General features: G+C 60.5%; 15 protein-coding genes. 14 read left to right on the forward strand and 1 reads right to left on the reverse strand.

What is annotated here, in order from left to right; genetic code table 11:
- Nucleotides 1-30: 30 nt before the first annotated feature.
- The gene (locus CH285_RS05275) at nt 31-993 is read right to left on the reverse strand and encodes a LysR family transcriptional regulator ArgP (protein ID WP_015586118.1); all 963 of its coding nucleotides are present in this window, start codon (nt 991-993) and stop codon (nt 31-33) included.
- Between the two features lie 75 nt (nt 994-1,068).
- Here CH285_RS05275 and CH285_RS05280 point away from each other — a divergent pair, with 75 nt between their 5' ends.
- The 14 genes from CH285_RS05280 to CH285_RS05345 all read left to right on the forward strand — a co-directional run bounded on the left by CH285_RS05280 (nt 1,069) and on the right by CH285_RS05345 (nt 16,302).
- Nucleotides 1,069-1,692 carry a LysE family translocator gene (locus CH285_RS05280; protein ID WP_032364998.1) on the forward strand — a complete coding sequence of 208 codons (624 nt, stop codon included), beginning with the start codon at nt 1,069-1,071 and terminating at the stop codon, nt 1,690-1,692.
- A 204-nt stretch (nt 1,693-1,896) separates the two neighbouring features.
- Entirely contained in the window at nt 1,897-3,414 is a 1,518-nt protein-coding gene (gene argH / locus CH285_RS05285) for an argininosuccinate lyase (protein ID WP_052047792.1), read from the forward strand.
- A complete protein-coding gene (locus CH285_RS05290) occupies nt 3,411-4,598 on the forward strand; it encodes an argininosuccinate synthase (protein WP_015586121.1) in 1,188 nt (395 codons plus the stop codon). Before argH ends, CH285_RS05290 begins: the two co-directional genes overlap by 4 nt.
- Nucleotides 4,595-5,173 carry a formyltransferase family protein gene (locus CH285_RS05295; RefSeq protein ID WP_032364999.1) on the forward strand — a complete coding sequence of 193 codons (579 nt, stop codon included), beginning with the start codon at nt 4,595-4,597 and terminating at the stop codon, nt 5,171-5,173. Before CH285_RS05290 ends, CH285_RS05295 begins: the two co-directional genes overlap by 4 nt.
- The gene (locus tag CH285_RS05300) at nt 5,170-5,994 is read left to right on the forward strand and encodes an enoyl-CoA hydratase/isomerase family protein (RefSeq protein WP_052047791.1); all 825 of its coding nucleotides are present in this window, start codon (nt 5,170-5,172) and stop codon (nt 5,992-5,994) included. The genes CH285_RS05295 and CH285_RS05300 overlap by 4 nt, the downstream gene beginning before the upstream one ends.
- Nucleotides 5,991-7,151, forward strand: coding sequence for an asparagine synthase C-terminal domain-containing protein (locus CH285_RS05305; protein ID WP_052053091.1), 1,161 nt, complete (start codon nt 5,991-5,993; stop codon nt 7,149-7,151). The genes CH285_RS05300 and CH285_RS05305 overlap by 4 nt, the downstream gene beginning before the upstream one ends.
- Entirely contained in the window at nt 7,148-7,891 is a 744-nt protein-coding gene (locus tag CH285_RS05310) for a TauD/TfdA family dioxygenase (protein WP_015586125.1), read from the forward strand. Before CH285_RS05305 ends, CH285_RS05310 begins: the two co-directional genes overlap by 4 nt.
- Nucleotides 7,884-9,350, forward strand: a complete 1,467-nt coding sequence (locus tag CH285_RS05315) for a class I adenylate-forming enzyme family protein (protein WP_032365002.1) — start codon at nt 7,884-7,886, stop codon at nt 9,348-9,350. The genes CH285_RS05310 and CH285_RS05315 overlap by 8 nt, the downstream gene beginning before the upstream one ends.
- A 32-nt stretch (nt 9,351-9,382) precedes the next feature.
- The gene (argJ, locus tag CH285_RS05320; protein ID WP_032365003.1) at nt 9,383-10,543 is read left to right on the forward strand and encodes a bifunctional glutamate N-acetyltransferase/amino-acid acetyltransferase ArgJ; all 1,161 of its coding nucleotides are present in this window, start codon (nt 9,383-9,385) and stop codon (nt 10,541-10,543) included.
- 874 nt (nt 10,544-11,417) lie between these two features.
- On the forward strand, nt 11,418-11,726 hold the full coding sequence (locus CH285_RS28620) for a helix-turn-helix transcriptional regulator (RefSeq protein WP_373454721.1): 309 nt from the start codon (nt 11,418-11,420) through the stop codon (nt 11,724-11,726).
- 610 nt (nt 11,727-12,336) lie between these two features.
- The gene (locus CH285_RS05330; RefSeq protein WP_015586129.1) at nt 12,337-13,188 is read left to right on the forward strand and encodes an SAM-dependent methyltransferase; all 852 of its coding nucleotides are present in this window, start codon (nt 12,337-12,339) and stop codon (nt 13,186-13,188) included.
- Nucleotides 13,189-13,227: 39 nt separating this feature from the next.
- On the forward strand, nt 13,228-14,079 hold the full coding sequence (locus CH285_RS05335) for an SAM-dependent methyltransferase (RefSeq protein ID WP_032365004.1): 852 nt from the start codon (nt 13,228-13,230) through the stop codon (nt 14,077-14,079).
- A 95-nt stretch (nt 14,080-14,174) separates the two neighbouring features.
- A complete protein-coding gene (locus CH285_RS05340; RefSeq protein WP_015586131.1) occupies nt 14,175-15,374 on the forward strand; it encodes a cytochrome P450 in 1,200 nt (399 codons plus the stop codon).
- 13 nt (nt 15,375-15,387) lie between these two features.
- Entirely contained in the window at nt 15,388-16,302 is a 915-nt protein-coding gene (locus CH285_RS05345; RefSeq protein WP_080730063.1) for a 4Fe-4S domain-containing protein, read from the forward strand.
- The last annotated feature ends 4 nt before the right edge of the window (nt 16,303-16,306 follow it).

Raw genomic sequence — 16,306 nt, forward strand, 5'->3', positions numbered from 1 at the left:
CCGTCACAGCTGGACCGATGACCGCCGGACTCACGCAGGTTCCGGTGTTGCCGCGCCGGTCACCGCATGACCTGGGGGACGGTTCGCTGTTTTTCGTTCTTTGGGTGTGTCGATCAATGCGTTATGTGCAGCATCGCGTACCCAGCCTGTGATTCTGTCGAGGGTTTCGGATGGCAGGTGCCATCGTTGCCAATACAGGGGAATGGTGACGTTGTGGTCGGGGTCGAGGTGAACGAGTGTCCCGTCGGCGAGGTCGCGTGCGATTTGTCCTTCCGGTAGCACGCCCCACCCGAGTCCGAGTCGAGCTGCAGTCAGGAATTCGCGGTTCGATGGGAGGTAGTGGATCGGGGGCTCACGGTGCGCCTTGATCTTGCGTAGATAGGCGTGTTGCAGGTCGTCCTTTTTGTCGAATCGCAGCATCGGGAGGCGGCTGGGATCGCAACCGTCGGAGTCGGCGTCGCGAATGAGTGAGGGTGCGCACGCGGGCCAATAGACCATGGCTCCGAGCGGTTCGACCGTACAGCCAGGTGCTGCGGTGCGTGAGGTCGTCACGGCGGCCATGACCGCGCCTTGACGCAGTAGAGCGTCTGTATGGTCCTGATCTTCGATGTGGAGGTCCAGCAGTATCCGTCGGTCGACGGCTATCGCTTTCATCACCGGTTGGAACCACGTCGAGACCGAATCGGCATTGATAGCAAGTGAAAAGCGCAGCGGTGCAGCAGTATTCGTTGTCGTTGAGCCGCCGCGTAGCTCAGCGTCGGCGTCGACGGTGAGGACTTCGATCTGCCGCGCGAGTCGGAGCAGGGCTTGCCCGTTTCTGGTGGGTAGTACCGGCCTGGTTCGCTGTAGCAGCGCGGCCCCCGACGCTCGTTCGAGCGCGGTAATGCGTTGGCTGACTGCAGAAGACGAGATGTGCAACGCCGTTGCAGCTCCCTCGAACGACCCTGAATCGCAGATCGCGGCAAGTGTGGCGAGCTGATCGTGGTTGTACATCCACAAATACTAAACCTAGATCAGCGATACTTAGGAAACGTGCATCGATGCTGGAGCGGTCGTACCGTTCTTGCCGTGAACAACCCCGTTCTGGCTTATCTCCCCGTCGCTATCGTCTTCGGAATAATCCCAGGTCCTGACGTCATGTTGGCGGTCAAGCACTCGCTTACCGGCGGTGTGCGTCACGGCATCGCCGTAGCTTTGGGTGCGGCGACGGGGTCGATGGCCTGGGGCATCGCTGCGGCCGTGGGGTTGGCGTCCTTGCTCACCAGCGTCCCCGGGGCATTCGACGCGGTACGTATCGCAGGTGCCGCCTACCTGGTGTTTCTAGGAATTCAGAGTATCTGGCAGCGCAAGGGCAGCTTCACCGACGTCGATGCCGCGACTTACAACGCGCACCAGCCGAAGTGGTCGCGAGCGTTCATGACCGGTTTCGTCGCGGACCTGTTGAATCCGAAAATGGGTGCGTTCTACCTGGCGGTGCTGCCGCAGTTCATTCCGCGCGACGGGAACGTTTTCGTTTGGTCCATGCTGCTCATGTCGATCGAGTTCGTGGTGGCGCTGATATGTCTGTCCTCGTACGCACTTCTTGCCTCGTCCGCTCGCCGGTTCTTGGAGAAGGGCCGCTTGGGGGCGTGGCTCGAGCGTGGACTGGGTGTTGTTCTGGTGGGATTCGGCGTCCGGCTGGCCTTCGAGTAAACACCCCCGCCGTCCGAGCCCTTCTCCCTTCGCTCTTTCAACTACTCGACCCGAGCCCGACCTGACTTGATTGTGTAACGACGCCTTGGCCCGGGTCCGCGCCCCGGGCCGTCCAATCCCGCCAGGTCTTGGCTTTGCCGTGCCCTAACCCGAACTTTCCTGTACCGAAACCGAACCATCACGCACACAGAGGGGTACCGATCAATGAGCGAAAAGCTCTGGGGTGGAAGATTCTCCACCGATATCACCGACGATGTACTTCGCTACACAGAGACAGCATCGGTAGACAGCAGAATGCTCGAACACGACCTGTGGCAGAACATCGCTCATGTTCTGATGCTCGGTCGCGCGGGAATCAACACCGAACCCGACACCAAAGCGCTTCTCGCTGGGCTGCTCGACATGGAGAGCAGCCGAGCCGACGGTGGATTGCAGCTCGACGTCCGACAAGAAGATGTGCACCTCAACACCGAATTCATGCTCATCGAACGGATCGGACCCGTCGGCGGCCGCATGCACACCGCACGGTCCCGAAACGATCAGGTGCAGACCGACGCACGCATGGTCACCCGCGAGTGGCTGCTCGATGCCAGCGAAGAACTGCTCATGTTCGTGCAGGATCTGCTCGGGTGCCCCGAGTCGGAACGAGAAGCAGTTCTACCCGGCTACACGCATTCGCAGGCAGCGCAACCGATTTCGGTAGCATTTTGGAAGGCTGCGCACGCACAGGCCTTGCTGCGTGATGCCTCCCGACTGATGGATGCCTGGAAGCGCATCAACATCAATCCGCTCGGCGCGTGTGCGCTCGCCGGAACTACATTCGCCCTGGACCGCGATTACACCTCCCGGCTTCTCGGGTTCGATGCACCGATGGTCAATGCGCTCGATGCGACGTCGACGAGGGACTGGACAGTCGAAGTAGCGGGCGCAGCTGCCAGCGGTGCTGTGAATCTATCTCGCATGCAGGAAGAGATCGTCACCTGGAGCTCGAACGAATACGCTCTCGCCGAAGTGCACGATTCGTTCGCGACCGGTAGCTCGATCATGCCGCAGAAGAAGAATCCGGTGGTTGCAGAACTGGCGCGAGGGAAGTCCGGTCGCGCGGTGGGTGCGCTGGTGCAACTGCTGGTGATGGAGAAGTCGGTCGGTCTCGGGTACAGCTGCGACCTGCAGGAGGACAAACCGGTTTACTGGGGCGCCCTCGATACGTACCTCGACACCATTCGCCTGTGCCGACGCCAGAACCTGCACACCGCGTTCGACGGTGCTCGCGGCAGAGCCCTGTGCTGGGACAACTTCTCGACCGCGACAGAGATCGCCAACATCTTGGTCTCTCGGTTCGACGTTCCTTTCCGCACAGCCCACCGCATCACCGGTGACCTCGTCAACGCCGCCCTCGCAGCCGGTCACACCCTGCGCAACGTCGCGTTCACCACCACTTTCCTCCGCGAGGAACACGACATCGACATCAGTGAGGTCGACATGAAGCAGATATGCGATCCGCTCCACACACTGCGCAGCTACATCTCTGCCGGATCCACCGGACCGACGCGGGTCTCCGAACAGCAGGAGCAAGGCCTGGCCGACGTGACCGACAGACTCGCCGAAATCCGGCAAGCCAGAACCCGCCTCTGGGAGGCGAAGGCGGAATGCCTACGAGCAGCGCGATCCGTCGTCGGCGGCGTGAGCGTGCCCGAACTCGCGATGGAGGTCGGGGTATGAGCATCGTCCTGGCATATTCCGGCGGATTGGACACATCCGTTGCCGTGCACTGGCTCAAAGAGCGCTATCAGACCGAGGTCATCGCGTACTGCGCGAACCTCGGCCAAATCGAGGACCTCGAGGCCGTCTCGAAGCGCGCAACCGCGGCCGGCGCGTCGGAAGTTATCGTCGAAGACGTCCGAGACCTGTTCCTCCACGACTATGCAATCCCGGCTCTCGCCGCCGGCGCTGCATACGAGGGAAAATATCTTCTGGCTGCACCGTTGTCTCGACCGTTGATCGCCGAGCGGCTGGTCAGCATCGCTCGCGAACGCGGTGCATCCGCAGTCGCTCACGGTGCCACGGGCAAGGGAAACGATCAGGTCCGGTTCTACACCTCCGTGCGGGCGTTGGCTCCCGAGCTCGACATCCTCGCACCTGTCATCGATTGGGAAATGACCTCCCGCGGTAGCGAAATTGCCTACGCCGATCGTCACGGTATCGATGTGGGTGTCAGCAAGACGACGCCGTACAGCATCGACACCAATATCTGGGGCACCAGCATCGAGTGCGGGGATCTCGACCTCATCGACCACGCTCCACCGCCCGATGCATGGCAGATCACGACCGCGCCGGTGCAGGCACCGGATCGTCCAACAACGATCACGATCGAGTTCGAAGCAGGCATCCCCGTCGCTCTCGACGGCCGCAAGCTCGACCTGATCGACCTGGTCAGCGAACTCGGGGACACAGCGGCCGCGAACGGTATCGGGCGTACCGAAATTCTCGAGAGCCGCATCGTCGGATTCAAGAGCCGCGGAATCTACGAAGCACCCGCTGCAACAGTTCTTCTCGCTGCACGAACCGATCTCGAAGCACTCGTACTGGACCGAGAGACGCTCCACCACAAGCGGTCCATCGCCGACCAGTACGCAGAGTTGGTCTACTACGGCTACTGGTTCACCGATCTGCGTGCAGCACTCGATGCTTACTGCGCCCGTCTGGCTCACCGCGTGACGGGCACAGTGACCGTCGAGCTGTACAAGGGCTCCGCTCGATGCATCGGCCGGACGTCCCCGAAATACGGCCGATACAGCTCGGCTCTGGCCGATTACGAAGAGGCAGACACCTTTCTACACGAAGCAGGTGCCGGATTCGCGTACTGCTGGGCTCTCCCACTCACCGAAGGAGTTGTCACTCGATGAAAGACACCCGCTCTGTTCTGCTCATCTCCGACGGATCACGGTGGGGCGAACTCGCCCACGACTTTCTCCGCCGCAGATTCGCCGACGTCGACTGGTTTGCCTGGGACTACGGCGATCCAGTAACTCGATCGTTCGATCAGTGGCACGGGTGCGACCTGCTTCTGTCCTTCAAATCGGACTTCATCCTGTCCGAGGCCACACTCGATCGAGTGCGGGAACTGGCCGTGAACTTCCACCCGGCGACCCCGAACTACCGAGGGATCGGCGGATATCGCTACGCGATCGACGACAACCAGACGCAATTCGGGGCCACCTGCCACATCATCACCCCGAAGGTAGATGGCGGTCCGATCATCGCAGTCGACCGATTCGACATCGTCCCAGGCGAATCCGAGACGAGCTTGAGCGAACGCACCGCCGCCGCCGCACTGGCTCAATTCCATCGAATCGTCACCACAATATGCAACGGCACCGCTATCAGCGCCGATCACAGCGAACAATGGGGACAACGTCTCTACACACGCCGCGCCCTCGACGCAGACCGCCGAAAGCGTGGGGAGCTGGTCGAAGCGTGAGAACACTGCACTCACCCTCCGCCACCCACGAGCCCCACGATCGGCCCAGGTCGCCCGAAGCCCATGGCGGTACTGCAGTTCGCAACGGCCCCTTGGCGATCATCGAATTCGACGGTGAAGGACACAACACGTTCTCCACAGACAAGATGCGCGGCATCACCGAGTTGGTCTGGCAGCTAGGGGACACCCCGGATGTCGAGGGGCTGGTTCTGTACGGGGGAGACGGTCGATCCTTCGGTGTCGGCGGTGACTTCAACGAAGTCAAGGACTTCACGGGAGGCTCCGAGGTCAACCGATGGATCGACGCCTGCGTGGACATGTATCGAGCAGTTCTGTCGATCTCGAAACCGACCGTGGCAGTCATCGACAAATACTGCATCGGCATCGGTCTTCAGTTGGCACTGTGCGCCGACTGGCGCATCGGAACGTCGACGTCGGACCTCCGTATGCCCGAGCTCAAGTTGGGTATCTCCTGCATACTCGGAGCTCCGCTCCTGCAACGCCGAGTAGGGCCTGCCGTGGCGAATCGAATGATCATCGGGTGCGATCGATGGCTCGGTACCACCGCACTCTCCGACGGCCTCCTCGATGAACTCGTTGCAGCCCATAGTGACCCGCTCGCTGCAGGATGCACCCGAGCACAGGCACTGGCCGAGTACCAATCGGTGCCGTTTGCCCGCACCAAGGCGTTCGTCAACCACGATCTGCTGCTCGACATGGAACGAGCCCGTATTGCAGCAATAGCCGGCCACCGAGCGGGGTTCGCTGCAGGCGATGCGGCCCAACAGAAGATGCGCACAATTGTCGGAGACAACCCATGACCCCAACCGATCATGGGTGGGTCGTCTTTTCGCACAGCGGCCGCATCCGCCGTGTTGGCGGACATACCGGCCCCGTTCTGAACCGCAACGACGGAACAGTCATGATCACGACGCCGCTGCACGGCGAATGCCGAGTCTTTCTCTCCCGCACCGATGATGCACGGACATGGGCGGTGGGAGCGCAATTCGCGGCGACCGCCGCGAGTGTCGGTCACCGCGCAGGAACCACCACGGCACTTCGCCCCGGGACGACTCTGGTCTGCTCCGCCGACGGAGAGTTGTCGGTGCACCGCGCTGTCCCCCGATCGTCGCCGTCGGGCGGTGTCCCAGGGTGTTCGCTCGAACAGGCCATGGGGTGGCTCGACCATGGATTACGCACTGCAGCAACGGAAATCGCATCGTCGGGTCGTCCCATTCGCTTACTGCTCTCCGGTGGTGTCGACTCCGGACTCCTCGCCTCCTACTTGTGGAGGGCCGGTGCCGACGTCCGTGCACTGACCCTCCGCACACCCTGGGGTGACGAAATCGACGGTGCCTCTCGAACAGCGCGCCACGTCGGTCTGCCGCTCGACGTCATCGACGTCACCGCACAGGAATCGACAGCGGCGATCTACCCGTGCATGCAGCACACTCAATCCGATGATGCAGAAGTCATCACCGTGCATCTGCTGGTGACAGTGGCCTTCGAGTTGGCGCGAGCATGTGGTGCCGACCTCGTGACCGGACTCGGCAGCGATCTGCTCAACGCCGGAAGCGATTTCGGTATGGGCGCAGTCGCCGGCGATCTGAACGAACGTATCGACGACGCCAGCGCATCAGGAATGATGGTGACCGGCCAATTCACCCCAGGGCCGCGCATGTACCACCCGTACTGGAGTCCTGCTCTACTGCACCTTCAACAGAGTGTCCCCGCTCAGCTGAAGACCGTCGACGGCATCGAAAAGTACTACCTCCGCGAGCTCGCGGCCTACCAACTGCCCCGTGAGACTGCGTTCGGGAGAAAAGTCGCAATCCACCAAGGGGCGGGTTTGTCAGCAGGGTTGGACGGCGCGCTCGGAGAACAACTGGCTGCCGTCTGTGCCCAAATCCGGGCACAGACCCTCGATGAGGTCCCTCTGGGAAACCACGATGTTGCGGTCGGCGGTGAGCAGCGGTGACGGCCACCGATCCCGGAGATCTCGCGGCAGTGGCCACCCGGGATGGATTCGCTCTGGTCGGCGACGTCGACTTCGGCAGAAGCGACTTCGAGGTCTTCGTGCAGGGGCTCGGGACTCTCGCCACACATCGGTTCGGCACCGGAAGCGCAGGTCTGCTCGATCTCGACGCAAGCCCGCTACCGGACCGCGTCGTCACCGGGCGCAGTGCCCTGCCTCTGCACACCGACGGCACACTTGTCGGGACCTGTCCCAAATACATTGCGCTGTATTGCAATGCAGTCGATCAGCCCACAGGATCCGGACGCACAGAACTCTGTCTGCAATCGGATCTACTCGATGCAACACTCCCACCGGACCTGAGCACGGTGACCGACGTGGATTGGGAGTACTACGTCACCGACCAATCCCACTTTCCCGACGTCGCGCACCGCTGGCTGTCGATTCCACCTGCAGTGCGATCAGCAACGGGGACAACGCGGTTGAACGTGGCACTCCCGTTCACCGAGGAACGGACCACCCCCGCAGGATGGTCGGTCCGTCTGGCGGGCTCGACCGAAGAAGACAGCCGGGCCGTCTTCGCACGGCTCGACTCCTACCTGCGGGGCAGTACCAGCTTCTACTCGCACGACTGGGCCCCGGGTGATCTTCTCGTCCTCGACAACGAACAGGTTCTGCACGGGCGGACAACGATCGAACCGGGCAGCGTCAGACACTTGTTCCGAGGACAGATCAATGTCTGACGCGCGAGGGTTCCTCGCCGCACTGAACAGCATGCCCCAACAGGATCAGGACGCACTTCACCAGGGACGACGCCATACGACGTTCGGGGAGCTGTCGGCCGCGGCGATGGCATGGCGTGATGCACTGGCACCGGTGATCGACGAAGGCGACGTGGTCGTCGTCGATCATCACCCCGGGGCCGCAGACTTCGTTGCAGCACTACTGGGAACGATGGCCGCCGGCGGCGTGCACCTGGCGAGCCGGACGCGGCATCCAGCATGGGACCGACTGAGCGCACTGGGCCGCCGCTGGCACGCCATTACCGACCACGACATCGACCCCGACCTGCCCGAACTGGCCTCCGTGTTCGATGCAGCAACCCGAAAGCTCCGATACTGCAACCCAACGCGTCAATGCGACGTGACCGAGCACGACACCGTGCGAGGAAGAATCCTCGAAACATCCGGATCGAGTGGTGAGCCGAAATGGGTGTACTGGACCGAGGAATCGCTGTTCGCCGACCGCACCGACTGGTGCCAGCAGCTCGGTCTGACAGCCGACGATGTGATCATCAACATCCACCCCCTCGATTTCGCGCACGGGATGGACGTTCACGTTCTCGCGGGCTTGCTCTCGGGAGCACCCACGGTGCACCTCGACGCCGGTCTCCCGGCCTCTGCCCACGCGAGAGCGATTTGCGACTGGAACGGTACCTATATGAGCGCCCTTCCCTCGCACTACGACGCGATCGCAGCGTCACCGGCGGCATCGGAGCGAATGGGTGAACACCTGACCACCGCACTGACGGGCGGGGCTCTCCTGACGCCGACCACTGCGCGACTGATCCACCAGCGGTGCGGGGTCCACCTACGCAGGCTCTACGGGGCCACCGAGTGCGGCATCATGTGCGCAGATCTGCGGCCACAGTTGCAGAGCGCGGCCGAACTGCGGCCCCTACCCGGGGTGGAGATGCGAGTGCGCCCCATCCACGGAATCGACGCAGATACCTATCGAGTGGGCGAGCCCGAATTCCGCCGAGCGCACCGAGCCGAAGGCTACTGGGGACACCCGGACCGTACACAGAGCGCATTCACGGACGGCTGGTATCGAAGCGGGGACGCGGTGATGGTCCACGACAACGGTGCCATCAACGTCCTGGGCCGCATCGATGACGTATGGACAAACAACCACGGTCAACTCTGTTCGGCAGGCGTCCTGGTCGACGAGATCACCGCACTCGACGAGGTCGACGAGGTCGTCGTCTTCGCCCCAACGGCCACAGGAGCAGACACACCGACGACAGTACTGTGCCGCCTGGCACCCACCGGGGCAGACCTCGGACGAATCCACCTTCGCGTCACCGAAGTGATGAACAGCTGCGGTCTCATCGGAAAGATCACTCTGATGTCCGACTGGCCGAAAACGTCTGTCGGCAAGCCCGACCGGCGCGCATTGCTGGCATGGTGCAGAGCGTCCTGAGTTCGACATCACACGGATCAGAAAGGGCAGACATGAGCGCCGCGTCCCCACAAGGGTTTCACTGCTGGACAACCCATTTAGGACTGGCAGACGAAGGTAAAGACGACTTCTCCATGGTCATCTCCGACAGGCCGTGCACCTCGTCGGTCGTTTTCACGAAGTCACTGTTCGCGGGCCCCTGCGTCACCTTGAGCAAGACCTCGATCGAGCAGACCAGTCCGCGCGGGGTCCTCGTGTTGGCGAAGAACGCCAACGTCGCGACCGGCGCGGAAGGGCTCCGCAACGCCAGCGAGATACGCGCATCCGTCGCACGAACCGTAGGAATCGAACCCGATGCCCTGATAATGGCCTCCACCGGAGTCATCGGAGTGCAATATCCGATGGACACCATCCGCGCCGGACTCGACGGGCTCGGCCAGGGAACACCACTCGACGCGCACGCGGTGGCCCGAGCGATCATGACCACCGACACCCGCGCCAAGGTCTCCGAACGAGCCGTCGGCACCAGCACCATCGTTGGAATCGCGAAGGGCGTCGGGATGATAGAACCGGACATGGCGACCATGCTGTCGTTTGTCTTCACCGACGCCGACGTCCCCCAGGACACGCTCAACCGAATCTTTCGTGACGTTGTCGACCGCACCTACAACTCGGTCTCGATCGACACCGACACCTCCACCAGCGACACAGCGGCGGTCTTCGCCAATGGTGCCGCCGGCCCGGTACCCGATACCGAGTTCGAGCAGGCTCTCGAGGAAGTGTGCACGGATCTGGTGAAAATGATTGCCAGCGACGGCGAAGGTGCGACCAAGCTGATCGTCACTACGGTCTCGGGTGCATCGAGCGAGCGCCAAGCGCGCGTGGTCGGGAAGTCGATCATCAACTCTCCCTTGGTCAAGACGATGATCCACGGTGAAGACCCCAACTGGGGTCGAGTTCTCATGGCTATCGGAAAATGTAGCAACGAGGTGGACATAGAACCCGACAGAATCCGAGTCGCATTCGCGGACATCGATGTGTATCCGAGCTCGTCACTCGACCAGCACGACACCGTCGAGGTGGTTCGTGAACACCTTGCAACTGCCACCGTCGAGATCAACGTAGACCTCGGAATCGGCACCGACACCTGGAGAGTGTTCGGTTGCGACCTCACCGATGAATACATTCGAATAAACGCGGACTACACCACATAGAGATCACTCCAATCACTTCACCAACAGGCCGCAGTAACGTGGAGTGGGCATCCGGCCTCGACGCCTCGACCTGTCGAAGCCGTTACAGCACGTCGCCTGTGGCCGTTGATGTTGCCGGTTCTGCCGGACTCTGGACATGAGCAAATTAAAGACCGAACACGATTCGCGCCGGGGGGCGAAAATGGCTGCAACCGATAGAGAACCTTCAAAAAGGTTCCGAGACAATGCCCATAACGACCGCAATGCCACAACTCTGATCAAAACTTCCGACCACGCATCTAGCGAAGAGCGTAGTCACGAGCTGTACACCGTGTACGGAACCGCGTGTCACGCGCCTGAACGACAGTGTATGACACGACTCACTGCGCGAATAGTCGATGGGGACAGCTTAGCGTCGATTCGGTGCGGACCAGGAGAAATTACTCGTCGACAGGTTGATCTCGAAGCCGATCCACGATTCTCCGTGAGGATTCAATACGTCTTATCGGGCGAAGTAATTCTGTCGCAGAACGGCGTCCAAATATCGCTGAAGAGTGGAGGCATTGGCCTATACTATAGCGATTACAGTTATACAATGACTGTAACCCGTGCCAGCTGTTTAGCGGTAGTCACGTTACGGCAGAGGGTGGGCTCAAGAGAAGACTTCGACGCCGCCTCGGGTCGAGGTCTTCGCGTTGTGCCAAACGCTGAAGGTACGGGGAAAATACTCTCAGATACTTTACATTCTACTTCGAGAGAAATTGGAATGCTGAACACGTTCACGGCTCATAATGTCATCTCAGCCGTTCGATTACTGGCGTGGGAAGGAATGCACCCGCCCCATGGCCACGCACCGCCTGACCAGCAATCCGGCCTCGTAGCGACGGCGCGCTTGATGATCGAGAAGAATCTTTCTGATCCCACGCTCAATCCCGACCTACTCGCGCGCAAACTACATGTATCGGTTCGTCAGCTGCATCGCGCTTTCGAGCGAGAGGAGCGAACTCTGTCCGCTTATATAGCATATGAGCGCATTGAAAGGTGCGCTGCCGATTTGATCGACCCAAGCTTACAACAGATACCGATAGGCGACATCAGTGCGCGGTGGGGGCTTAGTGACCAGTCGAGACTTTCTCGGCTATTTCGCGAGTTGAAGGGTTGCTCGCCTTCGGGATTCAGAAGGTTTTACGCGGAACCCAGCTAATTCGAGAACACATCCACCGATCAATTCCGAGTGGTCAAGACCGGAACGAAGGTTCTCGTACCGGCGCGCCGCGTCGACGTGATCGAACTCGCTGGGCAACAAGTACACGACCGGGTGACGGATTCATCAAGACAAAATTCTTGACCTTGCTCGAGGTAGTGACGGTCCGGCTATCCGTCCACGGTAGCTACCACGCCACTCCGTCACGTCCGCGCGCACTCGCGCCGATCGGGGCATCGCCTTCACGGCATAAGACGATTGATCTGCGGGTTCTCGCGGTAGACGTGGCTGTAGTCGTTGTCGACTTTGGAGGGCCCGACTCCGAGGACTTGATCGTTGGCCGGTTGCGGCTTCCATGGTCTCCTCACGGGCGGCGCAGATGGGTGCCTACCTGCACTGGACCCCGTAGGGGACTTCGACCCCACTTGTCGCACGGTGCCAAAGTTTTGTCGCTTCGCGACGAAGAGCTGTGGAGGTATTTCCGCAATTAATTTCGATAAGTAGCGTCGAAGACATCATCAAGTCGCCGACCTTGCAGGTCGCAATGGTTCATTCGACATGTCGACTTGAGATACAGAAATGATGGGGAGAACCGAAGAAGGAGACTGTGATGATCTCGGCAGATCAATATGCGCGCGATAGCTATGAACGTGAGTTGAAAGCTCACTGGGACGCTAAAACAACCGATGACATCAATCTCCTACTGGGCGCTGATGATGATCTTTACCACCATCACTACGCGATTGGCGATTTCGACCGCTCTATTCTGGATTCCGTAGGTGAGGAGCGAGAGAACGCGATTTTGCGAGAGTTGCATCGAATGGAGAATGATCAAGTCGGACTGATCCTCGACGCCCTCGGTCCTTTGCCGCCCAACTCTCGCGGCATGGATGCCGGGTCAGGTCGCGGGGGAACATCTTTTCGTCTCGCTGGAGCGACGGAGAGCCGAATCGACGGCGTCAATTTTTGCGAACATCACGTCGCGTTCGCCGAGCAGATCGCACGCAAACGCGGTTGGGATAGCCGCGTTCAATTCCACCTCGGGAACATGCTGCAGGCACCATTTCCTGATCACACTTTCGATTTCGTGGTCTCAAACGAGACGACGATGTACGCCGACGCGTACGAAGCAATGGCCGAGTTCTCCCGCCTACTGCGACGGGGCGGTCGCTACGTAATGACCACCTGGTGCCGCAACGACGCAGTCGACCCACGCTCGGACGCGACAAGGCAGATCGATGAACATTACGTATGCCGAATGCACCGCCGAAGCACTTACTTCAAGGCCTTCGCGGCAAACGGCCTGATTCCGTACCGCGTGGCTCAGTACACACACGAAGCTATGCCGTACTGGGAGCTACGCAACAACAGCAAACTCCGCACCGGCGTTGAGGATGCGTTCCTCAGCGGCTACAGCGACGGTTCACTGAACTACCTAGTGATTGCGGCCGAACGCATCTGAGACATCCACCCGGAAACCACAAACTTGAAGGAGCCTGAAATGCCGAACCTCGACGTGGCAGTCCTCGGCCAGCATGACGTACAGCAGCGCCGCTACTGGGATGCCAAAAAATCCGACGATATCAACCTGCTGCTGGGCACTGAAGACGGCTTGTACCACCACCACTACGGAATCGGTGACTACGATCACTCTGTACTCGCTGCACCTGCGGAGCTGCGGGAGTCACTGATCCTGCGCGAACTTCACCGGATGGAGTCGCTGGAAATCAACCTTATCGTCGATGCATTAGGGGAGGTCTCACCGAGCTCTCGTGTCATGGACGCGGGATCGGGGCGAGGCGGAACGACCTTCACAATCGCTGATCGATTCGGCTGCCGGGTAGACGGGGTGAACTACTGCGCTCACCATGTCGAGTTCGCAGAGAAGTTGGCCCGTGAACGCGGGAGCTCGGACCGTGTGCAATTCCACTTCGCAAACATGGTTCAGGCCCCCTTCGAGGACAACACCTTCGATTACATCGTCTCCAACGAAACCACGATGTGTGTCGACCTAGGGGAGGCGTTCACCGAGTTCGCCCGGTTGCTGCGCCCCGGCGGCCGCTATGTCGCAGTCACCTGGTGCCGCAACGACGTAGTTGCTGAGCGTTCCGAGGCATCACGGTTGATCGACGAAGAATATCAGTGCGCTATGCACACCCGCAGTACTTATTTCCAAACTCTGGCAGCAAATGGTCTGGTGCCGTATCACGTTCAGCGATACACCGACGAAGCCATCCCGTACTGGGACCTGCGCAACCAGGCAGCGTTGCGCACAGGTGTCGAGGAACCATTCCTCCAGGGCTTCCGCGAACGCAGCATCGACTACTTGGTTATCGCGTGCGAGCGTCTGTAGCGGTGGCCTGAGATATCCGAGTTATCCACGCGCCAGCGATCCTCGGCATCGGCGCGCCACTTCGTCCTTCTACAAACAATCGAAGGGATTCCGGTATGGCCGGAACGGCTGATTTACCTTTAGAAATGCGACGCAACGGCCTGAACCCGACCGAAGAGCTCGCCCAGGTCCGTGACCGCGACGGTGTTATCCCAGTAGGAGAACTCTACGGGGCCCCGGCTTTTCTCGTCTGCCGTTACGAAGACGTCCGGCGAATCTTCGCAGACTCAAACCGGTTCAGCAACGCCCACACGCCAATGTTCGCAATACCCAGCGGCGGCGATGTGATTGAAGATGAACTAGCCGCCATGCGCGCCGGTAACCTCATCGGACTCGATCCCCCCGACCACACCCGCTTGCGTCATATCCTTGCTGCGGAGTTCTCAGTGCACCGGCTCAGTCGCCTGCAGCCGCGCATCGCAGAGATAGTGGACAGTGCATTGGATGGTCTCGAGCAAGCCGGGCAACCCGCCGACCTTATGGACCGTTACGCGCTACCAGTCTCTTTGCTCGTACTGTGTGAGCTGTTGGGAGTGCCCTATGCCGATCGCGACGAATTGCGAGATCGAACAGCACGCCTCCTGGATCTGTCGGCATCTGCAGAACAACGAGCGGTTGCCCAGCGAGAAGACCGTCGATACATGGCCACCCTGGTTACCCGTGCGCAGGAACAACCCGGTGACGACTTGTTGGGAATTCTGGCGCGCAAGATTGGCGACAACCTCAGCACCGACGAACTTATCAGCATCATCAGTCTGATCATGCTCGGTGGACACGAGACCACAGCAAGCATGATCGGCCTCAGTGTACTGGCCCTTTTGCATCACCCGGAACAAGCCGCCATGATGATCGAGGACCCGAACTGCGTCAATTCCGGAATTGAGGAATTATTGCGGTGGTTGTCGGTCGCCCATTCGCAGCCACCGCGCATGGCAGTAACCGAGGTGCAAATCGCCGGGGTGACCATTCCGGCAGGATCTTTCGTCATCCCGTCCCTATTGGCCGCTAATCGCGACAGCAATCTGACGGACAGACCCGACGACCTCGATATCACCAGGGGAGTAGCCGGTCACCTCGCCTTCGGGCATGGCGTCCATTTCTGTCTTGGGCATTCACTCGCTCGGATGACCCTGCGCACGGCCGTGCCGGCGGTACTGAGGCGCTTTCCCGACCTAGCCCTCTCACCCTCGCACGACGTTCGGCTCCGCTCCGCCAGCATTGTTCTCGGCCTCGAAGAACTACAGCTGACGTGGTGAGAAGCGAGCGGTCATGAAAGTCGTCGTGAACGAGCGGAGGTGTTTCGGCTCCGGTCAGTGCGTGCTCGTCGCGCCCGAGGTCTTCGAGCAGAGTAACGACGGCACAGTCACATTGCTCGTGGACAAACCTTCCCCAGACAACCATTCGCTGGTACGCGCGGCTGCACGTTCCTGCCCAGCTACTGCTATCCGCTTCGAAGAGAATGCGATGCGACAAGAGCCAACCGAATTCAGCTATGACGATCTGCCTGCTCTGATCTCCCGTATGCGGGGAGACGAAAGGCACTCGTTCTCATCCTCATCGACGATGGACGTGCTGTGGGTACTCTACGACGAAATCCTCAACGTATCCCCCGAGAGCCCCGACGACGACGACAGGGACCGCTTCTTGCTGTCCAAAGGTCACGGCCCGATGGCCTACTACGCGGTACTTGCGGCCAAAGGGTTCCTCCGACCAGAGCTCCTCGATACCTGGGCGACAAAGAACTCACCACTCGGCTTCGCGCCGGATCGAACCAAAATCTCGGGTGTAGAAATGTCGGGTGGCTCGCTCGGCCATGGCTTGCCGCTCGCAGTGGGCGTCGCGATGGGACTCCGTATACAAAATCGTCACGCACCGAGAGTCTTCGTGCTCATCGGCGATGGAGAGTTCGATGAGGGCAGCAACCACGAGGCGATGGCTTTTGCAGGACGCGCGCGCTTGAACCAACTGACGGTCATCGTCCTGGACAACGGCACGGCAAGTATGGGTTGGCCGCATGGAATCGATAAACGGTTCGACGGTGAGGGTTGGGACACAATCAACATCAACGGTGCTGACCATGAGGAGATCGCTGCGGCACTGAATCGAGATCACAACGACAGACCGCTCGCGGTGGTCGCCACCGTGACTCGGCAATCGGCCCGTTCGTCCATTCAGCAGAGATGAATCG

The organism is Rhodococcus sp. 05-2256-B1 (genome assembly GCF_002258465.1).
GTDB classification, from domain to species: Bacteria; Actinomycetota; Actinomycetes; order Mycobacteriales; family Mycobacteriaceae; genus Rhodococcoides; species Rhodococcoides fascians.

Coding starts and splice junctions, on each gene's coding strand:
- CH285_RS05275 (WP_015586118.1), bottom strand. CDS start 993: ATGTACAACCACGATCAGCTCGCCACACTTGCCGCGATCTGCGATTCA.
- argH (WP_052047792.1), top strand. CDS start 1,897: ATGAGCGAAAAGCTCTGGGGTGGAAGATTCTCCACCGATATCACCGAC.
- CH285_RS05290 (WP_015586121.1), top strand. CDS start 3,411: ATGAGCATCGTCCTGGCATATTCCGGCGGATTGGACACATCCGTTGCC.
- CH285_RS05295 (WP_032364999.1), top strand. CDS start 4,595: ATGAAAGACACCCGCTCTGTTCTGCTCATCTCCGACGGATCACGGTGG.
- CH285_RS05305 (WP_052053091.1), top strand. CDS start 5,991: ATGACCCCAACCGATCATGGGTGGGTCGTCTTTTCGCACAGCGGCCGC.
- CH285_RS05315 (WP_032365002.1), top strand. CDS start 7,884: ATGTCTGACGCGCGAGGGTTCCTCGCCGCACTGAACAGCATGCCCCAA.
- argJ (WP_032365003.1), top strand. CDS start 9,383: ATGAGCGCCGCGTCCCCACAAGGGTTTCACTGCTGGACAACCCATTTA.
- CH285_RS28620 (WP_373454721.1), top strand. CDS start 11,418: ATGATCGAGAAGAATCTTTCTGATCCCACGCTCAATCCCGACCTACTC.
- CH285_RS05330 (WP_015586129.1), top strand. CDS start 12,337: ATGATCTCGGCAGATCAATATGCGCGCGATAGCTATGAACGTGAGTTG.
- CH285_RS05335 (WP_032365004.1), top strand. CDS start 13,228: ATGCCGAACCTCGACGTGGCAGTCCTCGGCCAGCATGACGTACAGCAG.
- CH285_RS05340 (WP_015586131.1), top strand. CDS start 14,175: ATGGCCGGAACGGCTGATTTACCTTTAGAAATGCGACGCAACGGCCTG.
- CH285_RS05345 (WP_080730063.1), top strand. CDS start 15,388: ATGAAAGTCGTCGTGAACGAGCGGAGGTGTTTCGGCTCCGGTCAGTGC.